Annotated in this window: 21 protein-coding genes and 1 riboswitch; of the genes, 9 read left to right on the plus strand and 12 right to left on the minus strand. The window is 57.0% G+C overall.

Annotated features, from left to right (window positions below; all coding sequences use genetic code 11):
- Positions 1-1,026 (minus strand): molybdopterin-binding protein, encoded by a 1,026-nt coding sequence (locus tag B5F98_RS06875; RefSeq protein ID WP_087370744.1) that lies wholly within the window; start codon positions 1,024-1,026, stop codon positions 1-3.
- 98 nt (positions 1,027-1,124) lie between these two features.
- Positions 1,125-1,244: riboswitch (molybdenum cofactor riboswitch) on the minus strand.
- Positions 1,245-1,394: 150 nt separating this feature from the next.
- On the opposite strand from B5F98_RS06875, the gene B5F98_RS06880 reads away from it, so the two are divergent.
- Positions 1,395-1,772 (plus strand): RidA family protein, encoded by a 378-nt coding sequence (locus B5F98_RS06880; protein WP_087370747.1) that lies wholly within the window; start codon positions 1,395-1,397, stop codon positions 1,770-1,772.
- Positions 1,773-1,890: 118 nt separating this feature from the next.
- Positions 1,891-2,412: a nitroreductase gene (locus B5F98_RS06885; protein ID WP_087228571.1), complete on the plus strand. Its 522-nt coding sequence runs from the start codon at positions 1,891-1,893 to the stop codon at positions 2,410-2,412.
- 82 nt (positions 2,413-2,494) lie between these two features.
- Here the strand turns inward: B5F98_RS06885 and B5F98_RS06890 are convergent, their stop codons facing one another.
- Both B5F98_RS06890 and B5F98_RS06895 read right to left on the minus strand, forming a co-directional pair.
- The gene (locus tag B5F98_RS06890) at positions 2,495-3,247 is read right to left on the minus strand and encodes a CpsB/CapC family capsule biosynthesis tyrosine phosphatase (RefSeq protein WP_143482755.1); all 753 of its coding nucleotides are present in this window, start codon (positions 3,245-3,247) and stop codon (positions 2,495-2,497) included.
- Positions 3,248-3,340: 93 nt separating this feature from the next.
- Positions 3,341-5,251: a nucleoside-diphosphate sugar epimerase/dehydratase gene (locus tag B5F98_RS06895; protein WP_087370752.1), complete on the minus strand. Its 1,911-nt coding sequence runs from the start codon at positions 5,249-5,251 to the stop codon at positions 3,341-3,343.
- A 243-nt stretch (positions 5,252-5,494) separates the two neighbouring features.
- Between B5F98_RS06895 and B5F98_RS06900 the strand changes: the two genes are divergently transcribed.
- Complete coding sequence (locus B5F98_RS06900) at positions 5,495-7,006, plus strand: LCP family protein (RefSeq protein ID WP_087370755.1); 1,512 nt, start codon at positions 5,495-5,497, stop codon at positions 7,004-7,006.
- 142 nt (positions 7,007-7,148) lie between these two features.
- Positions 7,149-8,447, plus strand: coding sequence for an FAD-dependent oxidoreductase (locus B5F98_RS06905; RefSeq protein ID WP_087370758.1), 1,299 nt, complete (start codon positions 7,149-7,151; stop codon positions 8,445-8,447).
- A 46-nt stretch (positions 8,448-8,493) separates the two neighbouring features.
- Here B5F98_RS06905 and B5F98_RS06910 read toward each other — a convergent pair whose 3' ends face one another.
- From B5F98_RS06910 to B5F98_RS06940, 7 genes are all read right to left on the minus strand, one after another.
- On the minus strand, positions 8,494-9,723 hold the full coding sequence (locus B5F98_RS06910) for a serpin family protein (RefSeq protein WP_158099810.1): 1,230 nt from the start codon (positions 9,721-9,723) through the stop codon (positions 8,494-8,496).
- 19 nt (positions 9,724-9,742) lie between these two features.
- A complete protein-coding gene (locus B5F98_RS06915; protein WP_087370764.1) occupies positions 9,743-10,615 on the minus strand; it encodes a hypothetical protein in 873 nt (290 codons plus the stop codon).
- Positions 10,612-11,172 carry an RNA polymerase sigma factor gene (locus B5F98_RS06920; RefSeq protein ID WP_087370767.1) on the minus strand — a complete coding sequence of 187 codons (561 nt, stop codon included), beginning with the start codon at positions 11,170-11,172 and terminating at the stop codon, positions 10,612-10,614. The genes B5F98_RS06915 and B5F98_RS06920 overlap by 4 nt, the downstream gene beginning before the upstream one ends.
- A 157-nt stretch (positions 11,173-11,329) precedes the next feature.
- Positions 11,330-11,914 (minus strand): helix-turn-helix domain-containing protein, encoded by a 585-nt coding sequence (locus B5F98_RS06925; RefSeq protein WP_087370770.1) that lies wholly within the window; start codon positions 11,912-11,914, stop codon positions 11,330-11,332.
- Positions 11,915-12,067: 153 nt separating this feature from the next.
- Entirely contained in the window at positions 12,068-12,955 is an 888-nt protein-coding gene (locus B5F98_RS06930) for a quinate/shikimate dehydrogenase (RefSeq protein WP_087228589.1), read from the minus strand.
- 30 nt (positions 12,956-12,985) lie between these two features.
- A complete protein-coding gene (locus tag B5F98_RS06935; protein ID WP_087370772.1) occupies positions 12,986-15,010 on the minus strand; it encodes an FAD-dependent oxidoreductase in 2,025 nt (674 codons plus the stop codon).
- Positions 15,011-15,141: 131 nt separating this feature from the next.
- Positions 15,142-16,029 (minus strand): LysR family transcriptional regulator, encoded by an 888-nt coding sequence (locus B5F98_RS06940; RefSeq protein WP_087370775.1) that lies wholly within the window; start codon positions 16,027-16,029, stop codon positions 15,142-15,144.
- Positions 16,030-16,278: 249 nt separating this feature from the next.
- Between B5F98_RS06940 and B5F98_RS06945 the strand changes: the two genes are divergently transcribed.
- From B5F98_RS06945 to B5F98_RS06965, 5 genes are read left to right on the plus strand one after another with little or no spacing between them, the layout of a single operon-like run.
- Positions 16,279-17,496: an MFS transporter gene (locus tag B5F98_RS06945; protein WP_087370778.1), complete on the plus strand. Its 1,218-nt coding sequence runs from the start codon at positions 16,279-16,281 to the stop codon at positions 17,494-17,496.
- A gap of 44 nt (positions 17,497-17,540) precedes the next feature.
- Positions 17,541-18,302: a type I 3-dehydroquinate dehydratase gene (gene aroD / locus B5F98_RS06950; RefSeq protein WP_087370782.1), complete on the plus strand. Its 762-nt coding sequence runs from the start codon at positions 17,541-17,543 to the stop codon at positions 18,300-18,302.
- A gap of 31 nt (positions 18,303-18,333) precedes the next feature.
- Complete coding sequence (locus tag B5F98_RS06955) at positions 18,334-18,927, plus strand: TRAP transporter small permease (protein ID WP_087370785.1); 594 nt, start codon at positions 18,334-18,336, stop codon at positions 18,925-18,927.
- Positions 18,928-20,214, plus strand: coding sequence for a TRAP transporter large permease (locus tag B5F98_RS06960; protein WP_087370790.1), 1,287 nt, complete (start codon positions 18,928-18,930; stop codon positions 20,212-20,214).
- 21 nt (positions 20,215-20,235) lie between these two features.
- A complete protein-coding gene (locus B5F98_RS06965; protein ID WP_087370792.1) occupies positions 20,236-21,243 on the plus strand; it encodes a TRAP transporter substrate-binding protein in 1,008 nt (335 codons plus the stop codon).
- Positions 21,244-21,340: 97 nt separating this feature from the next.
- On the opposite strand, the gene B5F98_RS06970 is transcribed toward B5F98_RS06965, so the two are convergent.
- Together B5F98_RS06970 and B5F98_RS12975 are read right to left on the minus strand one after the other, a co-directional pair.
- A complete protein-coding gene (locus B5F98_RS06970) occupies positions 21,341-26,011 on the minus strand; it encodes a glycoside hydrolase family 97 catalytic domain-containing protein (RefSeq protein WP_158099811.1) in 4,671 nt (1,556 codons plus the stop codon).
- A 307-nt stretch (positions 26,012-26,318) separates the two neighbouring features.
- A partial coding sequence (locus tag B5F98_RS12975) for an FIVAR domain-containing protein (protein WP_087370797.1) occupies positions 26,319-26,835 on the minus strand: 517 nt, incomplete at its 5' end.

Here is a 26,835-nt window from a genome sequence, read left to right on the forward strand (position 1 = left end):
TCACAGTCCTGTGCCAAAGGGACAGATGGGATAGTGGCACTGGGCACAGCCCAAACACAGCCCGCCGTGGCCCATTTTCTTGATGTCCCGGCGGTCAATGGGCAGTCCTGCGGCAATGCGGGGGAGCACCCGGTCAAAGATGGTGGCCTTGGCGTACATCACACACCCAGGCAGGCCCAAAATGGGGGTTCCATCCTGGAAATACCCCAGCAGGAACATAGCACCAGGGAGTACCGGGGCACCGTAGGAGATGATCTTCGCTCCAGTGTCCTTGATGGCGCCGGGAGTCTTGTCGTCAGGGTCCACGCTCATGCCCCCGGTGCACAGAATCATATCCACACCTTTGGCGTGGAAGTCTAAGGCGGCAGCGGTGATGGCGGCCCGATCATCGCCTGGCAGACAGTGGTGGGTGACGGTGATGCCGTAGGCGGCCAGTTTCTCCTTCACCACCGGGGTAAAGCTGTCCTGGACCAGCCCCTTGGCCACCTCGCTGCCTGTGGTGATCACCCCGCAAGTGCGTACCTTCCAGGGAGTCAGAGATAGAATGGGAGTATCTCCCGCCCCCTCTTCCACTCGGCGTAGCCGCTCCTCCTCGATGACCAGAGGGATAATGCGGGTACCTGCCAGCTTGTCCCCACGGTGCACCGGGGTATTGGTGTGGCGAGTGGCGATGATGATGGCATCATCGTCATTGATGGTCTCCAGCCGGTCCACATCCACCTGGAACAGGCCGTCGCAGTCTGCCAGTAACTCGATTTTCCCCTCCTTTACTGGGGTGGTGGTCATATGCTCATTGCGGCACAGCCGACACAAACGCTCCGCCGCCTCATTTTCATGGAGCATTCCCTCTTGCTGCTCCCACACGTAGAGGTGCTCCTTCCCCATAGACAGTAGCACAGGGATGTCTTCTGGGGTGACGATATGTCCCTTGCGGAACCGGGCATCCTTGGTGACACCGGGGATGATCTGGGTCAGGTCATGGCACAGCACATGGCCCACCGCCTGACGGGTTTCAACGAGTTTCATGGGGATTACCTCCAATCAAAAAAGGAGTGCCATCTGAAAAGACAGCACTCCTCCAAAAGCACGACACACAAGCCCCTTTCTTTCCGAAAGGGACTGGGACTGGGGCTGGAGCAGCTTCTTTTCAAACACGGAAGGCCATTCCGTTTCCAGCATGACCCTGGCCAGCGCTTCATAGGCACATAACCCTTAGAAACACTGGCTCGAAGCATTCCTATAATATTTACTCCAGTGTATCATAACAAATCAAGAAGTACAATATGTTTCTCAGGCCTCCTGCCCTTGCCTAATTACCTATTCTCTTGTATACTGGCATAGATGCCGCTGCGTTTTAACAACCATCTCACCAATGAAACAAGGAGTGATCTGTTGTGAACCATCAAACCATTCACGCCGCCCATGCCCCCGCCGCTGTGGGGCCCTACTGCCACGCGATGCTGTGCGGCGATACCCTGTATACCTCTGGACAGCTGGGCCTGATCCCCGAGACCGGCGTCTTGCCTGAAGGCGTTGTGGCCCAGGCCAAGCAGGCACTGGAGAATCTGGGCGCTGTGCTCCAGGCCGCCGGGATGGACTACTCCCACGTGGTGAAGACCACTGTATTCCTGGCAGACATCAACGACTTCGCCGCCATCAACGAGGTCTACGCCACCTACTTCACGGAGAATCCCCCTGCCCGCTCCTGCGTGCAGGCTGGTGCCCTGCCCAAGGGCGGCCTGTTTGAAATTGAGGCCATTGCCGTGAAGTAATCTCCCACAGGGCTCCGCCGAACAAAGGCGGAGTCCTGTTTTCTCTTTTCCTGTACTAGAATTTCTGATTTTCAGTGATATAATGAAGCTAGAGCAATTTTACTAGGAGGCATGCGTGATGAAAGAGACCTTACAAGATTTGAAAGAGCGACGCAGCTGCCGGAGCTTTCTCCCCCAGCAGGTCAAGGAGGAGCAGCTCAATGCCATTCTGGAGGCGGGCACCTACGCCCCCACGGGTATGGGCATGCAGTCCCCGGTGATTGTGGTGGTACAGAAGCCGGAGCTGGTGGCCAAACTGTCCAAAATGAATGCCGCCATCATGGGCCGGGACATGGACCCCTTTTACGGCGCTCCCTGCGTCCTCGTGGTTCTGGCAGACACCCAGCGCCCCACCTATCTCTACGACGGTGCCCTGGTCATGGGAAACCTGATGAACGCCGCTCAGGCTGTGGGGGTGGACTCCTGCTACATCTTCCGGGCCAAGGAGATGTTCGCCAGTGACGAGGGCAAAGCTCTGCTGCGTGAATGGGGGATTCCGGAGCACTATGAGGGCATCGGAAACTGCGTTCTGGGCTATCGCGCCCCAGGAGGAGTGAAGGAAGCCGCGCCCCGCAAGGGAAACTACATCGTACGGGTTTGACCATGATCGGTCCCAGTTGAAACGAGCCAGGGGAACCAAGTGCATGCACCGGTTTCCCTGGCTCTTGTGTAAGTTCTGTTCTTTAAAACCAATTTACCATTCTCTTGGGCATATCTCGGTCCTCCAGAATTCTCCTTGGATTCTTCTCCAGCAATGTATACGCCACCTCCTGGGAAAATTCCTCCTCCAGCATCTCTCGTACATCTGCCATCCACGGAGTTCTCTGGGTCGCTGAATGGGCGTCGCTGGCAACCACATCCGCATACCCTCGGTCCACCATAGAATAAGAGAGTTCCTCTGCGCGCTGTCCAAACCGCCCCAGCAAACTGCCCCGGTTAATTTGAAATAAACATCCCATTTCCCCCCAAGTGTTTAGGAGCTCTGGCTGCTCCTGTACATAGAGGTAGCGTTCAGGATGCGCCACGATGGGACGATAACCATGCCGCAGAATCGAGTCAAGAATCTCAGTCTCTTCCTGCCCACTTCCCGTAAAATGGAACTCTACCAGAGGATAGCGGGAATCATTCAAGGTCGCCAGCCTACCTGCTCTCAGCTGTTGACCCACATCATAGCTTCCCATAATCTCCATTCCAAAGTACAGTTTTAAAGGAATCTGGTATTCTCGGAGCATGTTCTGGAAGTGGCGTTTGTGCTCAATCAAATCTGGCGTGTAGAAATTCTGGTATCTCATATTACAATGCGGCGTAACAATCATGGCAGACACGCCTCCGTCCACTGCCATCTGTGCCATATGCACAGCCTCATTCCAATTGGATGCTCCATCATCTATCCCCGGCAAAATATGTACATGAATATCTATCATATCTGTTTTCACTCACTCTACTCCCCCAGGCAATTGCGAAAACCATCCAAATCGGTTGATTCTATTTGCAGGGAATTCCTACTCAACACGCTATTTATTCTTTGACTATCCGACCTGTTGTCCACTTGGCTCGCCCAGCCGCTGAACTGCCTCACGGTTCACCTCTTCCGGGTCTCGATAGGTGGGCACCAGGTACCGCATCAAAGCCACTAATTCCTCTTTGGGCCGCTGGGCAGAGACAAAGTTATCCAGAGACTTCAACCCGCACCGAATTTCATAGCCCGAAATCACTTGCTGCTCTTCCACAAATATTTTTTTGTTTTCCGTGGTGAGCAAATGCTCGCTTTTCATCAAAAGCTCCTCGTATAATTTCTCACCAGGTCGCAGGCCAATTTCCTTGATTTCAATGTCTTTATAGGGCTCCAGGCCAGACAGGCGAATGAGATTTTCCGCCAGCGTGAGAATTTTCACCGGCTGTCCCATATCCAGCACGAAAATCTGGCTCTGTTTGGCCATAGCGCCAGCCTCCAGCACCAACATGGCTGCCTCAGGAATGGTCATAAAGTAGCGGATGATCCGTTTATCCGTAATGGTTACTGGTCCACCATTGGCAATCTGCCGTTTAAAAAGGGGAATCACGGAGCCGTTGGAGCCCAAGACGTTTCCAAAGCGCACTGCACAGTACTCTGTTTGACTTGCACGCTTGCTCTGCAAAATCATCTCACAGAATCGCTTGGTGGCCCCCATCAGATTAGTGGGATTCACCGCCTTGTCGGTGGAAATCATTACAAACTTCTTCACGCCATACTTCTCGGCAGCACGCACCACATGATAGGTACCAAAAACGTTGTTCTTGATGGCCTCATCCGGACAGTCCTCCATCAAAGGCACATGCTTATGAGCTGCAGCGTGGAACACCACATCCGGGTGATATCGATCAAAAATCTGATAGATGCGTCTTTTGTCTCGGATCGAACAAATTTCCACTCTCAAATCCAGTTTTACCCCATACAGTCGCTTTAGCTCCTGCTGAATATCATAGGCATTATTTTCGTAGATATCCAAAATGATGAGGCGTCGAGGATGACAGGTGGCGATTTGCCGACACAGCTCACTGCCGATGGACCCACCGCCACCGGTCACCATGACCACCTTGTCCTCCAGGAAGTCGGATACCACCGCTTTGTTCAGCTGCACCGGAGTGCGTCCCAACAGGTCCTCTACCTGAACATCCTTCACGGCGGAAAGGCTAACCTCACCGTTGAGCATCTGGTAAAGGCCAGGGAGCACTCGAAGACGACAACCAGTCATTTTACAGATATTGAGAATTTCAGACTTCTGGTCCGGCTCAATGGTAGGGATAGCAAAAATAATCTGAGTAATGCCGTACTGCTTTACCGCAGACTCAATCTTATCTCGTCCCCCTACAACGCGCACACCGTCTATATATTTTCCGTGAATTCTGGGATTGTCGTCAATGACGCAGCACAGTTTTCCCTCTACCCGGCTGCTTTGACGCAGTTCACGGGCTAGAATTTGCCCTGCTTGCCCGGCTCCAATCAGCATAATGCGCTGTCCATCTGGCCCGTGTGACCGAAAGAAATGATAGCATACCAGGAAAAATCGCAGCGAGCAACGCATTCCCACCAAAAACACCAGTTGGAAGATCAGCATCAAAAACCAAATGCTGCGGGACAGCGGCAGCTGTATAAAACTACAGCATACAAAACTCACAGCATACGCAATCAGCACTGACACACACATCTGTGTTACGTCTAGCACATTGATGCTGCGCCACACATACTGGTACATGCGCCGCCACGCAAATACAGCAATGGTAACCACGATCTGTACCAGTAGACAATACCCCATTTTGTCCAGATACTCTGGAGGCACTTGGCTAAGGGCGAAATCAAATCGGACCAACATGGCCAGTCCAGCTGACGCTCCCAGCAATAGAGCATCCATCACCGCAATCACCAGCATACGCCAAAGCTTGTGCAGATTCATATCCATCTCTCATTTCTCTATCATTTTCTCGTTTTCCTACCGAATTTCTAGACATTTTATATCTTTATCGGTTATTAGTATACGCTTCACGCCCCACAACTGTCAATTCCCAGTACCTATTTTTGGGGAGTTTACCTTAAATTCTCCACCCGGCATTGCGATTTGACCAATTTTATACTATAATGATCCAAACTACTTTCGCTTCCCTGTTCTACACCACAAATATATACACAAGGGGATGACAATACTATGAATCAGCGATTTTTTTCTCGCTCTGAAAACCAAGAGGTAAGCTGCATCATCAACCGTATCTTTTTGGTGCTATTCACGCTCCTCTCTCTTGCGCTTGTGTTTGTCGCCATCACCAGTAAGATGCTCACACCGCTGCTCACTGGAGTCCTCATCGGTACGGTGGTGATCTTGCTGCTGCTGGTCTGGCTTTTGAGCCTTCTCCACCCCACCAAGGTCCGCCGCACCATAGCTACCATACTGGCTCTCATCCTATCGGCTGCTTTTGCTGTCGGCATCTACTATGCTCAGATTACCGTCAATGCCCTGAAAAACATTACCTCCGGTGGTGTGGAAACCGCTGAGATGGTGGTGTGTGTCCGAATTGACGACCAGCGGGAACTGTCGGACTTGTTGCGGGAGCGGTTCGGTGTACTGGAGGAGTTGGACCCCCACAACACCAAGGCGGCCCTGCTCAAGATTCAGGACGAGTTCTACGTCACCGCCAACACCAAGTCCTACGCCTCTGCCTCGGAGCTGGTAGACGCCCTACTGAACTCAGACATCAATGTCATGCTCATCAACCGTGCCTATTTGGACATGCTCTCTGAACTGGACGGCTACCAGGATTTAGATACCAAGATTCGGGAAGTACGCACCATCTCTGTCACCAGCGAAGATGATACAGATACGCCTTCCCCGGTACCTCTGCCGGAGCACTCCAAAGACCCGGAGGAGGACGACGAGGTCTTTACCGTCTACATCAGCGGCAGCGACTCCCGCAGCAGCGATGTGCTAGCCACAGGCCGCAGCGACGTGAATATCATTGCCACCGTCAACCCCAACACCCGTCAAGTACTTTTGCTTTCCACTCCTCGTGACTACTATGTACCTCTGTCCATTGCCGATGAGGGCGATCTCCCCGACAAACTCACCCATGCAGGTATTTACGGCATTGATGTCAGCAAGGACACCCTGGCCCAGTTCTATGATATCGATATCGACTACTACTTCCGGGTCAACTTTACCGGCTTTGAGGATATCATTGACGCTCTGGGCGGCATCGAAGTGAATTCTCAGTACGAATTTGATACAGGCTCTTACCACTTTAACCAGGGTATCAACTACATGGACGGTGCCAAAGCTTTGGCTTACGTCCGAGAGCGATACGCCTTCCCCAACGGTGATTATCAGCGCGGCATCCATCAGATGCAGGTCATCACCGCCGTCATTCAGAAGGCCATGTCCCCCGAAATCCTCACCAACTATAATTCTCTCATGAACGCCGCTCAGAACAGCTTCGTCACCTCGGTCCCCTATGACCTCGTCGGCACTTTGGTGCGCAGCCAGCTGTCCAACGGCGGAGCATGGACCATCAACAGCTACTATGTGTCCGGCACCGGGTCCAGCGATTACACCTACTCCATTCCCAACCAGAAGGCCTATGTCACCATTCCCGACTACTCCACGGTGGATACCGCTAAGGAGATGATGCGGAAGGTGCGTTTGGGTCACTCCCTGGCTACCTCCTGATCCCCTACCATTTTACACGGCGCCCATCCCGATTTTCTCAGGATGGGCGCTATTCTTTCAATCTAAATCTTTTTCTCTTTCCGGTATAGTTCCCGTCATTTGCAGGACACTAGAGTTATCTGGTGTTAGGGGGCTTTTACACATGAAATCACTATGGGAACAGACCGCAGAGCTGAACCACTTTGACTGCCTGGACGGGGATATCAAGACCGATGTACTCATTATCGGCGGAGGCATGGCGGGGCTTCTGTGCGCCTACCAACTGCATCAGGCCGGGGTGCCTTATGTATTGGCAGAGGCAGACACCATCTGCAGCGGCGTCACCAAGAATACCACCGCCAAACTCACCATCCAGCACGGGCTCATCTACCACAAACTCTTGGGCCGGTTTGGCAACGAGCGAACCAAAGGATATCTGTCCGCCCAAGAAGAGGCGCTGAAGCGATACCGAACGCTTTGTCGTAAGATTGACTGCGACTATGAAGAAGCGGACTCTTACGTCTACGCCCGGGATAACCTGCGGAATACTGAGCGAGAGCTGGACGCCCTGCACCGTCTTGGATTTCCCGGGGAATTCGCCAGCCAGCTACCCCTGCCCTTTGCTGTGGCAGGCGGGGTAAAATTTCCCCGTCAGGCCCAGTTTCACCCTCTGAAATTTGCCGCTGCCATCTCCCAGGGGCTGCACATCTACGAACACACTATGGTCAAGGAACTCATTGGCCGCACCGCCATCACCAACCACGGACGCATCCATGCCAAGCACATCGTGGTCACCACCCACTTTCCCTTTCTCAGCCGCCATGGCAGCTACTTCATCAAGCTCTACCAACACCGCTCCTACGTTCTCGCCCTGGAACACGCCCCTAATCTCAACGGGATGTATGTGGACCAGACTCAAACGGGGCTGTCCTTTCGAAATTATGGCAGTATGCTTCTGGTGGGTGGCGGCGGACACCGTACAGGGAAACCGGGTGGAAATTGGCGGGAACTGCGTCAATTTGTCAAGGAATATTATCCAGAGTCCACGGAGAAATACCACTGGGCCACTCAGGACTGCATGAGTCTGGACAACTTGCCCTATATCGGACCCTATTGGTCCAACACGTCCGATGTATATGTGGCCACAGGCTTCAATAAGTGGGGCATGACCAACTCCATGGTGGCAGCCACCCTACTGTGCGACCTGGTTCAGGGCAAGCAAAACCCATACGCCGAGGTTTTCTCTCCCGCCCGCTCCATCTTCCGCCCCCAGTTGGCGGTCAACGCCTTGGAGTCCACGGTAACCCTGCTCACCCCCTCCACCCGCCGCTGCTCTCATCTGGGCTGCGCTTTGAAGTGGAACGCCGCTGAGCACACCTGGGACTGTCCCTGCCACGGCTCCCGGTTTACTCGGGATGGAACACTCATCGATAACCCGGCCACCAAGGATTTGAAACCGTGAAACAACGAGCCACTCCCTCACCAGAGAGTGGCTCGTTGTCTTGTCGTTATACGGAGAGTACCGTGCCCATAAATACAGGCAACATGGAGGAGGTGTCCACCACCATGTAGACAAAGGGGCGGTCCAAGGTCACAACCATCTGTTCCTCTGGTTCCTCGGGTGCTGCTGCAGAATTCATGCCAACCACCGTAGCCGCCCCGCCCTGGGTGCCCTTCTCCTCCACTTCGATATAGGTCTTGTGCAAGACCTGGTTGATGTAGAGTTTTCCCTCGGGACAGGTGCCAAGGTCGGTAAAATCTGCCTGTTCCATGTCAAAGGGGAGGTCCATCCCCATCTTCTTCAGCACTTCCTGAAGGTCTACTTGCATCTCGCTTTCAAATTTGGGCATAGTCGCCACCACGGACACGGATGTCGGGTTGTCCAGCAGCGCCTTCAATTGCTGGCCGTCCAGGCCCTCCACATAGTCCAAAACAGAAATTCCCTTGTCCGGCAGCAGCGCCACAAAGGCATATCGGCCTCCCTGATAGTACTTCACAAATCCCTGGGCCTGGTCGTCCCGGAGATAGAACTGCTCCTCACTGTGCATCATGCTCACCTGCTGGACCTTCCCCTCCTGGTTGGTAAACGCCTGCTGCCACACATCCGAATCCTCATAGGGGTCCTCCCACTCCGCCTCAAACGCCAAAGCGTTAATGAGGTACATCACCGTATTACGGGGAATCTCTCTCAACACTTCCTCCACCATGCCGTGGGTGTGCTCCTTCACCCACCGATTGATGTCGGTGACGGTGGTCTGGTCAAAGGGAGCCTCAAACACCCCCGCACGATAGTAGTCTGCATTCACCTGCAAGAAGTCTGGATTGGGAGTGATACCTCCCCCTTCCGCAAACCAGATGGAGTTTGCCAGATAGAGGGGGGAATCGTTCTCCTGACCCAGCCCCGCCAACGCCCCGTTGAGCTGTTCCACACTTCCTCCCAGAATTTTCTCCATCTGGGTCCGGGTCTCTCCCTGGGCTCCGTTGGCGGTCATGGCCAGAGCGGATAGCACGGACATGGGCGACACCAGGGTATTTTCCCCCCTATCACAGGTGGTCTGTAGCAATTTTACCGAGAAATCATACATCCCCGTCCAGGTCTCCTTCTGGACCTGTACTTCCGTGGGAGTTCCAGCTTTCACTCCATCCATCAGATCAGTGGCATAGGTTCGGGTACACCCCATCAGGGTACTACACAGCAAACCTCCCGCCACCAATAGGGCCAAACACTTCTTTTTCATACGGTCCTCCTCCTTTCTGTCACGGCAGGATGGACAGCCATTCCACCTGCCAGCATACACCCGGCAGATTTTCGATCTGCACATAATCCTCTCCCATCAATTTCAGGTGCACCATCACCCCATCTGCCTTGGTGAGGTACAGGTGTCCAAAGCACTGCCCCATATCCGTCTCAGCGCTGGAAAGGGCCGGGGCCTGGGTCAGGGCATTCACCCAGGCCTCTAGTTGCTCCAGTCTGGTGATCCGGGTCGTGCACCCGGTATCCCCCTGGAAGTCCGATTCGCTCTGGAACTCTGCCTGGGCAATTCCGTCTGACAGGCGGAACACCTCTTCCAACACATCCCCACCAGTGGACACGGTGATGTCGCAGTTGTTCCAGAACAGCTCCACTCCGTAGTCATATACCATGCACAGCAGGTGCTGGGGGTCATAGCCCCTCACCTCATAAAAAGCTCCTCCGATACTGCCTGTACCCTCTAGATATTGGTCCTCGGACGTCCACTCGTCAATGGTACCGCTGGACTCCCCCAGCTGCGCTCCCACCAGTTTCTGGCCTTCCTGCACCATGTCAACCTGGGAATACATGCGGCCTTGGTAGATAAAAAAGCCCGTCATATCCGCGCTCTCATGTTCCACCTTCAGGGGTGGCACATATACCCCCTGGGCACTGCCGCTCATCCCATTGGAGTTTGCCTGCCCCCCCTCCTTGGTGGGCATCCCCATTCCACCGCGTAGCGCCCACGCCGTCACCCCCGCCACCAGACAGAGGCAGGCAGCCATGGGAATCCAGGTATATCGCTTCTTTTTCGGGGGGATCCGCCGCAGTTCATCCACCTGGCGCAAATATTCCTCGTCCACCTCACCCAGAGCGTGGAGCAATTGTTCTCCCTTCATACCACAAACCCCTCCTGTTCCAAATAGGCTTTCAGTCGTTTCCGAATGCGAAAGAGCTGGCTCTTAGCCTGCCCCTCCCCCAGGCCGCAGTAGCGGGCCACCTCCCACAGCGGGTCGAAGTAGTAGTATCGGCCCAGGAATAGCGCTCTGGCCTGGGGTGAGAGGGTCTCCAGAAACTGATTGAGCAGCTGCACCAACAGCTTCTCCTCCATGGCCTGCTGGGGCGTCTCCCCGCCGGGCACACTCTCCTCCAGCTCCTCCACGCACATCTCATAGGTGGTACCGCCCCGCTTCTGGCTGGTGCGGCGGCGCAGATAGTCAATGGCCCCGTGCCGAGTCAGGCGGCCCAGGTAAATGGACAGCTTGCTGGGCCGCTGGGGCGGCATGGACTGCCACGCCTTGAAATAGGTGTCGTTGACCACTTCTTCGCTGTCCTCCCGGTCATACAAAATCTGCTGGGCAATGCGGCTGAGGTACCCGTGATACTTCTCTCGGCTGTGCTCCAGGGCGGACTCGTCCCGCTTCCAGTACAGCTCCACAATCTCCTGGTCCTCCATCCAGCTCCCTCCCTTCTCGGTGCCCTTCACTTGATATCCCGTAAAACGCAGGGGTTGGTTGCAGTGTGTTTCTATTTTTTATCCTATCAAATTTGGCACACATAAGGCAACACCCCGGCCAGGTACAAAACGTACCCAGCCGGGGCGTAATCTCTCTTTACACTTTTTCCCGCATCAGTCCGTGCTGATTACAGTAGAGGTACAGATATCCGGAGCGCTGGAGGCGGAAGCGGCAGGCGGCATTTCCCTCCGGGTAGAGCTTCACCATCTGGAATCCATCCGAGGTGACGTAGGCCAGAAAGGAAATGTAGTGCTGCTTGGTCATGGGGTGGTCCACCGTCAGGTACACCTCATCCTCCACCACTTCTCGGGTGATGGAATGGTCCTGGTCCACCTCCTCTGCCTCCAGCGGGGGCAAAGTGACACCGCAGCAGCTCACCACCATCTCCCCCATGGTGTGGATGACATTGCCGCAGATGGGGCAGACGTACAGCTTGGAGCGGAGCATGTTGGCCGAGCGGTTGCCATTGCACATGGTGTCCCCGCTCATCAGCTCCAGCACCGATACCCCCAGAGCAGAGGCCAACGGCTCCAGCAGCGACACGTCGGGCAGTCCCTTGGCGGTCTCCCACTTGGAAACGGTCTTACTGCTCACCCCGATTTTCTCCCCCAGCTGGGCCTGGGTCAGGGTTCGCCCCTCCCGTAGCCGTTTGATGGTACTCCCTGTGACATAGGAATTCATAGCTGTTCTCCTTTGGTTTGTTCTTGTTGTGCCATTATATCAGGGAATCCCTGTCCCCTCAACCTACGCATCGTAGACCGGGCAAAAGACAGTCCCCCCGACGTCTGTCGGAGGGACTGGTTGGTTCTATCTGTGATGGTTCTTATAGGACAATCAGATGCCCAGCTGCTCCTTCATGTAAGCCACATCGGTGTCCTTGCCGGTGTAGAGCTTGATGGCAATGAGGGCCTGGAAGAGCATCATGCCCAGGCCGTTGTACACCTTCTGGCAGCCGGCCTCACGGGCCTGCTTCATCATCACGGTCTCACGGGGAGCATACACGGTGTCGGTGACGATGAGGTCGGGGCGGAAGAAGGAGGGATCGGGGATGTTGGACAGCTCCTCCAGGGGGTGCATGCCCACGCCGGTGGCATCGCAGAACAGGTCGGCCTCGTGCATCTTCTCCTTGAGCAGATCCAGGTCGGCCAGATCATGCATGTAGGCCTTGCAGTTGGTCTTCTCGTTGATGGTGGCCACGATCTCCTCGCCACGGCCATAGAACTTGTCCTTGATGTTGAACACGTGCATCTCGGAGATGCCGTGGAGCGCGCCATACACAGCGATGGCGGTGGCAGCGCCACCGGTGCCGATGAGCACCATCTTCATGCCGGTGTAGTCAATGCCCTCCTCGTTGATGGCCTGCCAATAGCCCATGCCGTCGGTGTTGTAGCCCTTGAGCTTGCCAGTGACCTGGCCATTCTCGTCCCGGGTGTTCACCACGGTGTTGATGGCGCCGCACAGCTGAGCGGCCTCATCCACCTCCTCCAGGTACTTGTGCACCACGGTCTTGTTGGGCATGGAGATGTTGGAGCCCAGCATCTTCAGAGCACGGATGCTGTTGACCGCGGCCTCCAGAGAGTCGTTGTCCACCTCAAAGGCCAGCTGAATGACGTCGTCGCCGTTCTTGTCATAGGCCAGGTTGTGGGTGGTGGGGGACTGGGTGTGGCGGATGGGATAGGCCATCAGGCCCACCAGTTCGGTATGTCCAGTGATATTAGGCATAGTAATTACCTCTCATTCTATCCAATGTTGTTATCGAATCTCATCCAGGGAGTCCAGATAGCCCTGGTTTTCCAGCACGTTGAGAATGGCGCGGCCATCCATGGTGCCCTCCATGATGCGGCGGGCCCGCACGGAGTCACCAATGTTGTACACCACGGTGTCGGTGCCGCCGAACTCCTGCTCCAGGGCCTCCAGAATAGGGTTGTTGGCCCGCATGCCCAGGCAGTTAAAGCCCAGGTCAAAGGTCAGCTCCTCAATGTTCCCCTCGGGAGTCTTGACCACGAAGGCATTCTCCTTCACTTCCTGCAGAGCGGTATTCACATACTCCTTGACGCCGTAGGTGTCGTGGGTCTCCCGCATGGAGCACTTGGTGATGGGGTCGGCCATCATGCCAATCTGGGGCAGCATGTCCACAATGGAGCACTCAGCGCCTCGGGGAGCAAAATACTCCACCACATCCAGACCCACGGAGCCACCGCCCATGACCACCACTTTCTTGCCCTTGCAGGCTTCTTCGGGATACTTCCCGGCGTTCACATCGCGGATCATGTCAAAGATGGTAGACACATTTCCAGCGGCAATATTCTCTTTCAGACCGGGAATGGGGGGCACCAGGGGCACAGAACCGGTGGCGTTGACCACCACGTCCGGCTTGAAGGTCTTGATCTTATCCAGGGTGGCCTCGGTGTTCAAGAACAGGTACAGGTTGGGCAGCTTGGCGGCCCGACGCTCCAGGTAGGTGGGAAAGTCCTTCATCCGGGACTTGCTGGGCAGATCAGAGATGAAGGAGGACAGACCGCCGATGTGGTCCTGCTTCTCCAGAACAAACACGTTGCACCCCACTTCAGCGGCAGTGCAGGCGGCCTCCATACCGGCAGTACCAGCGCCCACTACCACAACATTGCAGTTCTTCTTCACCTTCAGCTTCTTGTATACGTCGCCCTCAGGCACAGCGGGGTTGACGGTGCAGCGGATGGGGCGGTTGACCCCGATGCGGTTGCCAGCACAGCCCACGTTGCAGGAGATGCACTTGCGCAGCATGTCCTCTTCCCCGTTCTTCACCTTGTTGACCCACTCGGGGTCAGCGATGAGGCCACGGCCCATGCCCACGATGTCCACGTCGCCGCTTTCCAGCACCTTCTCCACCACGGCGGGGTCCCGGTAGTTGCCAGCGTTGATGACGGGCTTGCCAAACTTCTCCTTCACGGCTCGGGCCTGGTAAGCACGCCAGCCGTCAGGCAGGAAGTTGGAGTCGATCTGATACTGCAGAGAGGGATTCAGACCGCAGGACACGTCGTAAATGTCCACGAACTCGTCCAGGTATTCCAGATACTTCAGGGTGTCCTCCAGAGTGTTGCCACCGGGCACCCGCTCCTCGGCGGACACACGGACGATGATGGGGAACCAGGGCCCCACCTGGCGGCGCACTTCCTCCAGCACCATGCGGGGGAAGCGGAGACGGTTCTCCATGGAGCCGCCGAACTCGTCGGTTCTCTTGTTGTAGTAGGGGGAGATGAACTGGCTCATGAGGTAGGAGTGGCCGCAGTGGATCTCCACGGCGTCAAAGCCGATGGCCTGCACACGCTTGGCCGCCTCTCCGTACTTTTTCACCGTGTGGAGAATCTCCTCACGGGTCATGGGACGGGGCACCTCTCCCCCCACCTTAGTGGGAATGTTGGAGGAGGACACCGTCTCCATCCCAGTTCGGGCAGAAGATGCGGAAGCGCCTGCATGGTTGATCTGGATGGCCACGGTGGCCCCGTTCTTGTGCAGGTTCTCCACCAGCTGATAGTACCGGGGCATGAAGCTGTCGTGATCAATACGGATCTGGCTGGTGCCGTTGGAGCCCACGGGGTACTCCACATTGGCGTTCTCCAGGATAATCAGGCCAACGCCGCCCTTTGCGCGCAAGGAATAGTAATTCATGTGACGGTTACTCATTTCGCCGCTGGTCTCACCATAGTTGGTGCCCATGGGAGTCATCGCAATGCGGTTGCGAATGGTCATCCTCTTCACCGTGATCGGTTCAAAGATTTTTGGATAGTGTGTTTTCATGAATCTTCTCCTCGTTTGTTTTTCGCACAAGGTGTTTCTTCTGTTTGTGACACACTCATTATAGCCTTCGCAACCAATAAATCAAAATACATTTTTCGTGCAAATTCGATGCATTCAAGCTATCAATATAGTTAGAGCCGCTCCACAGCCCCCTGCTCCTTCATATATTCCACGAATCGCTTGACCACCGGGAGCTGGTAGCGGTCCCGCATCCAGAACATATAGACCCGGTGCTCCAGCTCCATATCATAGAGGCGGTGGATGTTCACCCGCTGGGGGTCGATCTCCTGAATGTCGGGGACTAGGGCGATGCCGAAGTCCTCGCTGACCATGGCCACAATGGAGTGCTCGTCGGGGCACTCCACGGCGATGTTGGGCTGAAACGCCAGGCGGCGGTAGAGCTGCTGGGTGTAGTTGCCCAGCCAGGACTCCCGGTCATATCCGATGACGGGATAGTTTTGCAGCTCGTACACCGACACCATCTCTTTCCCCTCCAGTTGGTGCCCTTTGGGCGTGATTAAGACGATCTCTGCCGACAAAATCTGAAAGTAATCCATCTCCTCCCGGTCGATGTAGCCCCCAAAGCCCACATCCAGCTCGCCGGACTTCACCTTCTGATGGATGGCCGCCGTGTGGTTCTGATAGAAGTTAAAGGTGACGTTGCGGTTCTCCTCCCGGAGGAGAAAGCTTCTCACACTGTGGGGGATATAGTGGCTGGCCAGCGGGAACACATAGCCAATGTCAATCTTGCCGCCGCCGCTGGCAATCTCCTGCATCTTGCTCTTGGCCACCCGGCAGTCCTCCAAAATCCGGTCCACGTATTCTAGAAAAATATGCCCGCCCTTGGTCAGGTGTACCCCCCGTCCGCTCTTTTCAAAGAGTGGCACTTGCAGCTCCTCTTCCAGGGCGGCAATGGAGCGGCTGAGAGAGGGCTGGGAAATGTACAGCTCTTCCGCCGCCTTTCGGTAATTTTCATACTTGGCCACCGTCTGAAAGTGGTACAGTTGGTTGAATGTCATAACGTGTCTCCTTCCTCCATGTTTCTCCCAAACTCATTCATAATTTCCAGTTAAACTGATTATACCACTTTCATAGCGTATATGCATCATTTTTCGTCGTTATTGGCATTGGAATTTTTAGACGGAAACCGATAAAATTTTATACGTAAGTGATCGTTATTTTTTTAACGACTGCGCAACGTGTTTCTTATGTTTGTGACGGAATATAGGACACTGACTTGGAAAAGACTCAAAGGAGAGAACAACAGTATGAACAAGAAGTACCTCCCCAGCGCCCTCATCCTGTACCTGAACTACTTCCTGCACGGTGTGGGATGCTCCATCCTGGGACAAGCTGTCATCAAAGAGGCTCTGGCTGGCAGCTGGAACGTGACCGCCATGGCCATCACCGCCATTTCCGCCGCCCTGGGTCTGGGCCGACTCATCGCCCTGCCCTTCGCCGGTCCTCTGTCCGATAAGCTGGGCCGCCGCATCTCCTGTGTCATCGGCGGCGCTTCCTATGCCATCTACCTCATCGGTCTGGCTCTGGCCTTCAACGCCGGCACCAACGGCGGCTATCAGATCGCCTATGTGTGCGCCATCCTGGGCGGCGTGGCCAACTCCTTCCTGGACACCGGCATCTACCCCGCTGTGGGTGAGGTGTTCTATGCTGCTCCCGGCGTCGCCACCATGGGCATCAAGTTCTTCATCTCCATCTCCCAGATGCTCCTGCCCTTCGCTCTGGGCGCTACCGTGGCCACCACTGCTGCTGGCCTGACTTCCTACAACACCCTGTTCTACATCTGCGGCATCTGCTACATCGTGCTGGCCGTGCTCATCCTCTTCGCTCCCCTGCCCGACTCCGATGCCAAGAAGGAGAAGAAGGAGGGCCTCATCCAGAGCCTGAAGACCACCCGCTTCTCCGTGGAGTCCATCGCCATGATTCTCATCGGCTTCACCTGCACCGGCACCTTCCAGCTGTGGCTCAACTGCGCTCAGAACTTCGCCAAGGAAGTTGTGGGCTGGGCTGATCCCTCCATCATGCAGACCTACTACTCCGTGGGCACCATGCTGGCCCTGATTGTCACCGCCCTGCTCACCCGTAAGATCAAGGACGTGCGCTTCATTATGGTCTACCCCGTTATCTGCCTGGCTGCTCTGATTCTGGTACTGGTGACCAAGACCCAGACCATGTGCATCGTGGGCGCCTTCGCCATTGGCTGGGCCGGCGCCGGCGGCCTGCTCCAGATCGTCACCGCCGTGTGCAACATGCTCTTCCCCAAGATCAAGGGCACCGTCACCGCTCTGGTGATGATCGCCTCCTCTCTGTGCAACTACACCATTCTCACCGCCGCCGCCAACATGACCCCCTCCGGCGTGATGACCATGAACATCGTCCTCACCCTCATCGGCGTGCTCCTGGGCCTGTTCGTGAATTTCCGCTACACCAAGATGGTTTCTCTTGCATTTGAGCAGAAAAACAGCTAATCTATACACAATATCAATTTCAGGTTGAAGATAGGAGCTTTGCTATGAATACTGTTCGCGTGAGAAATGTTGAGATTGGAACTGGAATTCCCAAGATTTGTGTGCCCATCGTGGGCGTGACCAAAGAGGACATCCTCGCCGAGGCCAAGACCTTCGACTCCATCCCTGTGGATGTGGTGGAGTGGCGTGTGGACTGGTTCGAGGGCGTGTTCGACTTCTCCCAGGTGCTGGACGTGCTCCAGGGCCTGCGGGAGGCCCTGGGCGAGATTCCCCTGCTGTTCACCTTCCGCACCTCCAAGGAGGGCGGCGAGAAGGCCATTGAGCCCCAGGCCTATGCTCAGCTGAACATCCAGGCCGCCCAGTCCGGGTATGTGGACCTGGTGGACGTGGAGGCCTTCACCGGCGACGAGATTGTCAAGACCATCATTGACGGCGCCCACGCCGCCGGGGTGAAGGTGGTGGCCTCCAACCACGACTTCTCCAAGACCCCCGACCAGGCCGACATCGTGGGCCGTCTGCGCAAGATGCAGGACCTGGGTGCCGACATTCCCAAGATCGCCGTGATGCCCCAGAACAAGAAGGACGTGCTCACCCTGCTGGCCGCCACCGAGGAGATGGCCACCCAGTACGCCGACCGCCCCATCATCACCATGTCCATGTCCAGCACCGGCGTCATCAGCCGCCTGTGCGGCGAGGTGTTCGGCTCCGCCCTCACCTTCGGCGCTGCCAAGAAGGCCTCTGCCCCCGGTCAGATGGGCGTCAACGACCTGAGCACCGTCCTCACCCTGCTCCACGGCGCTCTGTAATTCAAACCTGATACAGTGAGGAAGAAGGTCTATGAGAAAAGCGATTCGTTGGCTTGATGCAAACCTGGAAGAGTTTGTCCTGGTCATCCTTCTGGTGGCCATGACGGTCATCATGGGGGTACAGGTGTTCTGCCGGTACGCCCTGGGGATGTCCCTGTCCTGGTCCGAGGAGGTGACCCGTTATCTCTTCATCTGGTGCGGATTCATCAGCGTCAGCTATTGCAGCAAGAAGTGCCTGTCCATCAAGATCGAGCAGTTCGTCGCTGCCTTCTCCCGCCGGGTCAAAGCCGCCATCAAGGTGGTCAACCACACCTGCGAGCTGATCTTCTTCCTCTTTCTGCTCCCTGCCGCCTACTCCTATATGATGTCTGCGGTGGTCAGCGGCCAGGTCTCTCCGGCCTGTTCTATTCCCATGTACTACGTACAGGCCGCCCCCTTTGTCTCCTTTGTGCTGGTGAGCTTCCGCATTCTCCAGCGCTGGGTCATTGAGTTCCAGGTGGCCCGGGGAAAGCCGGTATACGACCCGGCCCACCCCGAGCGCAACACCCCGGAGTCCTTTATTGAGGCCAACACCGAGGCAGGGGATGAAAACCACTACAAACACACGGATAAGGAGGATGGATAAATGGTCGCACTGCTGTTTTTGATTTTCATCATCTGCTTGGTCATTGCCATCCCTGTGTCCATCTCCCTGGGCATTGCATCCGCGCTGCCCGTTGTGTTTGACCCCTCCTTTACGGTGAGCGCCAAGTTCCTCATCCGCTCCATGTTCAGCGGTCTGGACTCCTTTCCCCTGCTGGCCGTGCCCATGTTCGTGCTGTCCGGCATCATCATGGCCAAAGGCGGCATCTCCCGAAAACTGTTTGACGTGTTCACCTACTTTTTGGGCAACCGCACCGCAGGCATGCCCTGTGCGGTGATTGTCACCTGCCTCTTTTACGGGGCCATCTCCGGCTCCGCCCCAGCCACCGTGGCGGCAGTGGGCAGCATGACCATCCCCATCCTCACCTCCCTGGGCTATGACGTCACCTTCTCCACCGCCATTGTGGCGGTGGCAGGTGGCCTGGGGGTCATCATCCCCCCCAGCATTCCCTTTATCATGTATGGCATGGCCTCGGGGGCCTCAGTGAGCGACCTGTTCTTGGCTGGCATTATCCCCGGCCTCATGATCGGTCTGCTGCTCATGTGCTACTCCGTGTTCTACTGCCGGAAGCACGGCGAGGACAAGGTGAAAATCCGCGCCGCCGTGGGGCAACTCCACCAAAAGGGTCTGTTCCGGGTCCTGCGAGAGAGCTTCTTTGCCATTCTCAGCCCCATCATCATCCTGGGCTGCATCTACACCGGCGTAGCCTCTCCCACAGAGGCCGCTGTGATCTCGGTGTTTTACGCCCTGTTCATCAGCCTGGTGGTGTATCGCACCATCCGCATCCGGGACATCTGGAGTATTTTGCAGGAGTCCATCCGCACCTTTACCCCCATTCTCTTCATTCTGGCCACCTCCACCGCGTTCTCCCGGGTATTGACTCTGATGGAGGTGCCTCAGACGGTGAGTGACTTCATCAGCACCCATTTCCACAGCCCTGTGGTGGTACTGTTGGTCATCAACCTGTTCCTGCTCATTGTGGGTATGGTCATGGACACCACCCCCGCCATTCTGATTCTCACCCCCATCCTCCTGCCCGTGGTGCAGGCCTTTGGTATGAATCCCATTCAGTTCGGCGTGGTCATGGTGGTCAACCTGGCCATCGGGTTTGTCACGCCTCCCGTTGGCGTCAACCTCTTTGTGGCCAGCTCGCTGACGGACTTGCCGGTGATGTCCATCGCCAAAAAGTCGCTGCCTATGATCATCTACTTCCTGGTGGCGCTACTGCTTATCACCTATATCCCCGCCCTTTCCCTGGCCCTCATCTGACACAACGGAGGAGAAATCGGTATGAAATCGTTGAAATTCAGACGCCACTTGCTGGCCGCCGTCCTGTCAGGAGCCACGTGCCTCTCCCTGTTTCTGTCCGGGTGCACCGGAGAGCGGGACACCCGTCCGGTGTGGGTGTTGGCCACTGCCAGCCCCGAGGACACTGTAACCCAGCTGTTTGCTGAGCGGTTTGCTCAGGAAGTGGAGGAGCTCAGCGGCGGAGAGATTCTCATCAAGGTCTACCCCAACTCCACGTTGGGGGGAGACCGGGAGCTGCTGGAGAGCTGCTACGATGGGGACATCCCCTTTCTGGTGCAGAACACCGCCCCGCAGGTCACCTTCATGTCCGACCTAGCCGTGTTTGACCTGCCCTGTGTGTTCGACTCTCTGGACGACTGCCGGGCCAAGCTGGACGACCCTGACTTCTATCAGTCGGTATGCGATGTGTACACCCAGGGGGGCTATCACCTGCTGGGCATGGCAGACCAGGGCTTCCGGGTCATGAGCACCAACCGGGCAGTGTACAGCCTGGACGACTTCAAAGGACAGAAAATCCGCACCATGGAAAATCCCTACCACCTGGATTTCTGGCAGGCCCTGGGCGCCAAACCCACCCCCATGAGCTTCAGCGAGGTGTATATCGGCCTCCAGCAGCACACCATTGACGCCCAGGAGAATCCCTATGAGGTCATCGTCTCCAATCGGCTGTACGAGCAGCAGGACTATATTGTAGAGACCAACCACCTCCCCCACCTCATCTCCCTGATCGTCAACGACCAGCTGTTCCAGAGCTTCTCGGAAGAGGACCAGGCGATTCTCACCCAGGCGGCACAGACCGCCACCCAGTACGCCCGGGAGCAGTCGGACGCCCGTATCTCCCAGCGCATTGACGTCATCGAGGAGAGCGGCACCCAGATCATCACCCTCTCCCAGGAACTTCGGGATGAGATTCGAGCGCGGTGCCAAGGGGTATACGATGCCATTGAACAGGCCATTTCCCCGGAGCTGTATCAAGGGTACACCCAATAAAGAAAAAACGCCCCACAGGGTCGGCTTGCATAGCCTCCCTGTGGGGCAATTCTTTTACGCTGGAGCCCCGGCCAAATGGCCGGGGCTCCAATCTTCATTAACCGTTGCGGCGGCGCTTCTCCACCACAACCACAGCCAGCAACAGGCTGGTAGCGGCCAAAGCAGAGAGCACATAGCCCATCATGTGGGCGGTGTCCCCGGTCTGGGGCACGTTGTTCTCGGGCTTCTGGGTGGCTTCCGGCTTCTGCGTGGTCTCGGGCTTGTCGGTCGCCTCAGGCTTATCGGTGGTCTCGGGGGCACCACCAGCGGTGAGACCGTCCATGGCGGCGGTAAGCTGCTCCACGGCCTGATTCACCACAGCCTGATCGTCCTCCGAGAGGCTGTTGTCTGCCATCACAGCCTGGGCATTGGCCAGAGCCGTGCGGAAGGTAGCCACAGACTCGGCCGTGTAGCCGTCCAGGTTGATACCCTCGGCCTTGTTCAGGAGCTCTTCCAGAATGGACTTGTCCGCCTTGAAGCGCTGGGCTAGAATGGCATCCAGCAGGGCGTCGGCGGCCTTGTCCACATCCTCCTGCATGGCGTCGCCATCAGCCAGAACGTCCTTAGCAGTTGCCAGAGCGTCCACCAGCTGCTGCCAGTTGGCCTCCATATACTTGTCGGCATCGTCCATCATGCCGTCTGCCCGGCCAATGAGCAGCTCCAGCATGGTCTTGTCGCCCTGGGTGAGGCCCAGTCCCCAGATGGCCTCCAGCAGGTTATCCCATGCGGCATTCACCTGCTCCTGGGTGGCGTTGGCATCGTCCAACACCGCCTTGGCCTCAGCCATGGTGTCAACAAAGTACTGCTTGGCGCTGTCGGTGACGCCGTCGGTAGAGAGGGTCAGAGCGTAGTCATAGGTCTTTTGCAGCAGGGTCTTGTCGGCGGCGATGGGCTTGTCCCCCACCACCACGGTCACCTGGGCGGTGACGTCCAGAGTATTCACTACGTCGCCCAAGTCCTCCAAGGTGCCAGTCAGGGTCTGAGCGCCGGAGGTCTGGGGATCATAGGTGGACACGTCCCAACTCACGGCAACCTCTTTGCTGGTCCCGTCGGAGAGCAGAACCGTCACCGTCTCGGGCAGGTTCAGGTCCTGCGCGGAGGTGCCATAGTCTGCGTTCACGTTCTCCAGGGCGTCGGTCCACAGCACGTAGACGTCCTCCTCGCCCCGGAAGGGGATGACCTCACCATTCAGCGTGAAATCGGTGAAGGTGACGGGGACACTGACGGTGTTCCGCTCACCGTTGCTGGTGAAGACGCCCACCTGGAGGGTCTCACTGGTGTTCAGGTTGGGAATGGTCACGTCCTCCCGAATGGGATTCCACTGGCTGCCGTCCAGGCTGTACCAGGCGGACAGCACGCCGTCCTTCTTGACCACCTTCAAGTAGCACTGGATGTCCTGGGGATTGGCCTGGACCCAGGGCTCCTCCATGTTGCTGTTGACGTCGTTGCGGTTGGGGGCGGCGTAGATATGGTGGTTATCATTCTGACCGAAGAAGCTGTGATAGCGGCGCTGGGCTGCAAACAGCGCTCCAGTGTCGTCCCAGACGTAGAGGGCCGCGGTCTGGAAGTCTGCGGTCATCTCCGCGTTGACCTTTACCGAGATTTCAAAGTCACCCTGGCCAATCTCCAGCACCAACTTGTTCTTGGGCACATTCTTCTGGGTGAAGTCGCCAGCCTCTGTGTCAATGGTGATCTGGTTGTCTTGGTCCTCTGCCACAGTGAGGGCGTTGGTGGGATTGACCACCGTCCACTGGTCGGACAGCTGGGCCTTGGCGGTGATGGCCACCCGGCAGGTGTCAAACACGGTGCCGTCCAGGGCAGAAGCTGCGGTGACGGTGACCACACCGTCGTTCTTAGCGAACACCAGGCCGTCGGTGACCTGGGCCAGCTGGTCGTTGTCCACGCTCCAGAGGATGTCGGCGTTCTTGTAGTCCTCCGGGATGACATCCAGGGTCAGCTGCACGCTCTCCCCTTCCTTCACAACTATGTCGCTCTCCACGATGTCGATGGTATCCACGGCGTTGAGCTGGCTCAGCCGCACCACGCAGGCACCGCCCTGCTTGAGGGAGGCGGAGATGGTGTCCTCCCGGGACACGATGCGGGTGGTGCGCTGAACGTCCACGCCGCTCTCGGTATCGGTGTAGATTTCGGCCAGATACTTGCCCTCACCCAGGAAGTCCAGGGGGATGGAGGCCTCACGGGTGCCAGAGCCCTGGTTGGCGGCCAGATACCACTGCTGTCCGTTGCGGCGGGCCACGGTGATGTACTGGCCGGGCACCGTATCCAGGCCCACGGTCTCATCCCAGGCGGCGGGCAGGTCCTTCAGGAAGGAGGCGCCGGTGAGGGTCTCGTACTGCTGCACGCTGCCAGCCATACAGGGCAGGCCACTCTCAAAGAGGATGGCGATGGCCAGCTGGTAGGCATAGGTGATGTTACCGGTGGGGGTAATGCGGGGAGTGTAGTCGGTGGGACCCACCGCGCCACGGGTCAGGGGGGCCAGGGTCAGCTGCTCATAGCGGTTGTAGCCCATCTCCTCACCGTTGATACCCTCTCGGTTGAGCACGTTGGGATATGTGCGCACTTCGCCGGTGGGCTTGTTGGCGCCATGGACGTTGACCAACAGGCGATTCTCGGCACAGTCCTTATAAATCTCCTGCATCAGGGCGATGCGGTCCTGGCTCTCTCGGTCGAAGAAGTCCACTTTAATGCCCTTGATGCCCAGTTCGGACCAGTAGGGCAGGCGCTCGTTGCGCTGCTCCTCGGTGGCCAGGTCGTCACAGGGTACCCATGCGATCAGGCCAATGTTCCGCTCTTCGGCGTATTCCACGATCTCGGAGAACCAGTCGAACACGCCCTCGTACTTGGTCTCGCCGGGCTGTCCGTAGTTGGGGTTATTGGGCTGCCAGCCCTCATCCAGAATGAAGTAGTTCCAGCCCATCTCATAGGCCAGGTCCAGATAGGACTTGATGGCCTCGGGGTCCCGCTGGACGTTGAAGCCACCCTGGAGCCAGGTCCAGGAGGACACGCCGGGGTCCACCCACTCGCTGAAGTGGTAAGTGTCCTCATCGGGGGCGGGGCTGAGGTTTTCCGCCATGGTGTTCTCCATGATGTCGGTGATGTCCCCGATGACGGCAAAGCGCCAAGGAGACTGGAAGGGAGCGGTGGTGCTCACGGTCTCACCCTGCTGCTGGGGATAGCCCAAGGTGAAGGTGGAGCCGGAGGCATCCAGCACGGAGCCGGTGTAGTTGCCGTCCAGAGCCGCTTCACTCATCAGCACCCAGTTGTCTCCCATCTGATAGAGGAAGGGAAGCACGATCTTTCCGCTGAGGGTGCCCGCCTCCTTCATGGAGTACAGACCCTCGTGGGAGAAGTTGCCGCTGCCGTTGGGCATGGACACGGAGGCTGCATCGGCAGGCACGGTAAAGGAGCCCACCTCACCGTTGACCACCATCTCCTGCTCCTCATCGGTTACGATGCGATAGCGGTAGGCAAAGCCGTCGTCGTAGCTGCGGCACAGCACCTGGAGCTGGGCCTGGCTGTCCTCCAGGGCCAGGGTCAGGGTCACCTGATTGGCGTGGTTGTGATAGATAGAGGCCTTGCCCGAGATCATCTCATAGTCCTCGTTGATCTCGGTGACCTCCGGCTCGCCCTGCAGGGTCATACCGGTGACAAAATCGCCCAGGGAAGTCTGGAGGCCCAGACGGCCATTGCTGACCGTCACTTCCCCGTCCCGGGTCACGGTGTAGCGCAGGCTGCCCTCCTGGTCCAAAGCCAGGTCTGCCACGATGGCGCCGTCGGGAGAGGCCAGCGTCCAGCCGTTCTCGGTGACCTCCACTTGGGTCGTGGCAGTGAGGGTGTCGCCGCCAGCCTTGGGCACAGCGGTGCCACGAATGGTGGCCACACCCGCAGACACGGCAGTGACAGATCCGGTGGTCTCCTCCACAGAAACCACATCGGTATCTTCCGTGGCATAGGTCACGGTGTACTCCTGGGTAAAGTCCTCGGTGCCAAAGATGTTCTCCACCCGGGGCACCATGACAGTGCTGCCCTGGCCGGAGATAATGGAGGACTGAGCGGACAGGGTAAACCACCGCTGGTCCAGATTGGACAGGTACAGCTTGGGCTCGGCAAACAGAGCGTGGTCACAGGACATGTCCGGTCCGGACTTGGTAACCAGCTTCAGCTGCTGGGTCCCAGCCGGGATGGCCACGTCAATGTAAGCAGCGTCGCCGCTCTCCTTATAGAACACGCCGTCGCCCCAGATCTTTTGGTCGTCCGCCCACACTTCAAAGGCAGCGTCGCCCCGGTCTCTGCCTTCCCCGTCAGCACCTGTGTTGATGCCTACGTAGGCAGTGAACCGGGTGGCCTCGTACCGGGAGACATCCCAAGTGGCATAGCCGTCCTGGGAGGTTCCAGGGTGAATGACAACGCCTTTGGTAAAGTCCTTCACTTCGCCGTTCATACGCAGGCGCAGGCCCTTGGCGGAAGTGTCTACGCCCTGGTTGATGCCCAGGTCACCCCAGCCTGTCTTGTAGTCGGATACCGGGATATCACTCAAATAGTAGGCCCCATCCAGTTCTTCCCCTGCATTCCGCTGAGTCTGATTGCTCAGGTACGCAACCCCTCCATCCTCCCGAGCGGAGGACGCCGGGATGGCCATAGCCACAGGTTGTATCAACATCTGCAAGCCCAGAATTCCGGCGGCCATCATCTTCCAACCTTTTTTCACGTACATTCCCTCCTCAAAGTCCGTTTCAGTGGGGCATTTGGTCCCCTATGGTCCGTGTTCCGATATCTTGGTCTGCGGTACGGTGATCCGGCGCACCCTGGCGCCCTCTTATATTTCCCTCCCCTTCCAGATTGCACCACATCCGAATTCAAGCTTATCTTACGACCACACCCTTTTGGTGTCAACAGCTTTGTGCAACGTCCGTAATATTTCAAAAGTCCATCGTAATATTTTGTAAGTTATGCATATGCCCTCACAAAAAATGGAGCTCCGGCATTTAGCCGGAGCTCCATTTGGATTGATTATTTTAGCCGTTGCGGCGGCGCTTTTCCACCACAACTGCACCCAGCAGCAGGCTGGCGGCAGCCAGAGTGGCAAGCACATAGCCCATCATGTGGGCGTTGTCCCCGGTCTGGGGCACGTTGTTCTCAGGCTTCTGGGTGGCCTCGGGAGCGCCACCGGCGGTGAGGCCGTTCATGGCATCGCTGAGGGCAGCCACAGCGGCATCCACGATAGCCTGATCGTCCTCGGAGAGGCTGTTGTCAGCCATCACAGCCTGGGCATTGGCCAGGGCGGTGCGGAAAGTAGCCACGGACTCGGCGGTGTAGCCGTCCAGGTTGATGCCCTCGGCCTGGTTAATGAGGTCGTCCAGGATGGACTTGTCCGCCTTAAAGCGCTGGGCCAGGATGGCGTCCAGCAGGGCGGCGGCGGCTTCGTCTACCTTGGCCTGGTCATCCTCGGAAAGAGTCTGATCAGCCATGATTGCCTGAGCCCCCGTCAGAGCGTCCAACAGCTCCTGCCAGTGAGTCTCCACATACTTATCG

It is taken from the genome of Pseudoflavonifractor sp. An44, assembly GCF_002161675.1.
Classification (GTDB): Bacteria; Bacillota; Clostridia; order Oscillospirales; family Oscillospiraceae; genus Enterenecus; species Enterenecus faecium.

What these genes read in the sequence shown, in the direction of transcription:
- B5F98_RS06940 (WP_087370775.1), bottom strand. Translation starts at nt 16,029, where the DNA reads ATGACATTCAACCAACTGTACCACTTTCAGACGGTGGCCAAGTATGAA.
- B5F98_RS06955 (WP_087370785.1), top strand. Translation starts at nt 18,334, where the DNA reads ATGAGAAAAGCGATTCGTTGGCTTGATGCAAACCTGGAAGAGTTTGTC.
- B5F98_RS06905 (WP_087370758.1), top strand. Translation starts at nt 7,149, where the DNA reads ATGAAATCACTATGGGAACAGACCGCAGAGCTGAACCACTTTGACTGC.
- B5F98_RS06895 (WP_087370752.1), bottom strand. Translation starts at nt 5,251, where the DNA reads ATGGATATGAATCTGCACAAGCTTTGGCGTATGCTGGTGATTGCGGTG.
- B5F98_RS06920 (WP_087370767.1), bottom strand. Translation starts at nt 11,172, where the DNA reads ATGGAGGACCAGGAGATTGTGGAGCTGTACTGGAAGCGGGACGAGTCC.
- B5F98_RS06900 (WP_087370755.1), top strand. Translation starts at nt 5,495, where the DNA reads ATGAATCAGCGATTTTTTTCTCGCTCTGAAAACCAAGAGGTAAGCTGC.
- B5F98_RS06910 (WP_158099810.1), bottom strand. Translation starts at nt 9,723, where the DNA reads ATGAAAAAGAAGTGTTTGGCCCTATTGGTGGCGGGAGGTTTGCTGTGT.
- B5F98_RS06945 (WP_087370778.1), top strand. Translation starts at nt 16,279, where the DNA reads ATGAACAAGAAGTACCTCCCCAGCGCCCTCATCCTGTACCTGAACTAC.
- B5F98_RS06925 (WP_087370770.1), bottom strand. Translation starts at nt 11,914, where the DNA reads ATGAATTCCTATGTCACAGGGAGTACCATCAAACGGCTACGGGAGGGG.
- B5F98_RS06915 (WP_087370764.1), bottom strand. Translation starts at nt 10,615, where the DNA reads ATGAAGGGAGAACAATTGCTCCACGCTCTGGGTGAGGTGGACGAGGAA.
- B5F98_RS06960 (WP_087370790.1), top strand. Translation starts at nt 18,928, where the DNA reads ATGGTCGCACTGCTGTTTTTGATTTTCATCATCTGCTTGGTCATTGCC.
- B5F98_RS06935 (WP_087370772.1), bottom strand. Translation starts at nt 15,010, where the DNA reads ATGAAAACACACTATCCAAAAATCTTTGAACCGATCACGGTGAAGAGG.
- B5F98_RS06965 (WP_087370792.1), top strand. Translation starts at nt 20,236, where the DNA reads ATGAAATCGTTGAAATTCAGACGCCACTTGCTGGCCGCCGTCCTGTCA.
- B5F98_RS06885 (WP_087228571.1), top strand. Translation starts at nt 1,891, where the DNA reads ATGAAAGAGACCTTACAAGATTTGAAAGAGCGACGCAGCTGCCGGAGC.
- B5F98_RS06875 (WP_087370744.1), bottom strand. Translation starts at nt 1,026, where the DNA reads ATGAAACTCGTTGAAACCCGTCAGGCGGTGGGCCATGTGCTGTGCCAT.
- aroD (WP_087370782.1), top strand. Translation starts at nt 17,541, where the DNA reads ATGAATACTGTTCGCGTGAGAAATGTTGAGATTGGAACTGGAATTCCC.
- B5F98_RS06930 (WP_087228589.1), bottom strand. Translation starts at nt 12,955, where the DNA reads ATGCCTAATATCACTGGACATACCGAACTGGTGGGCCTGATGGCCTAT.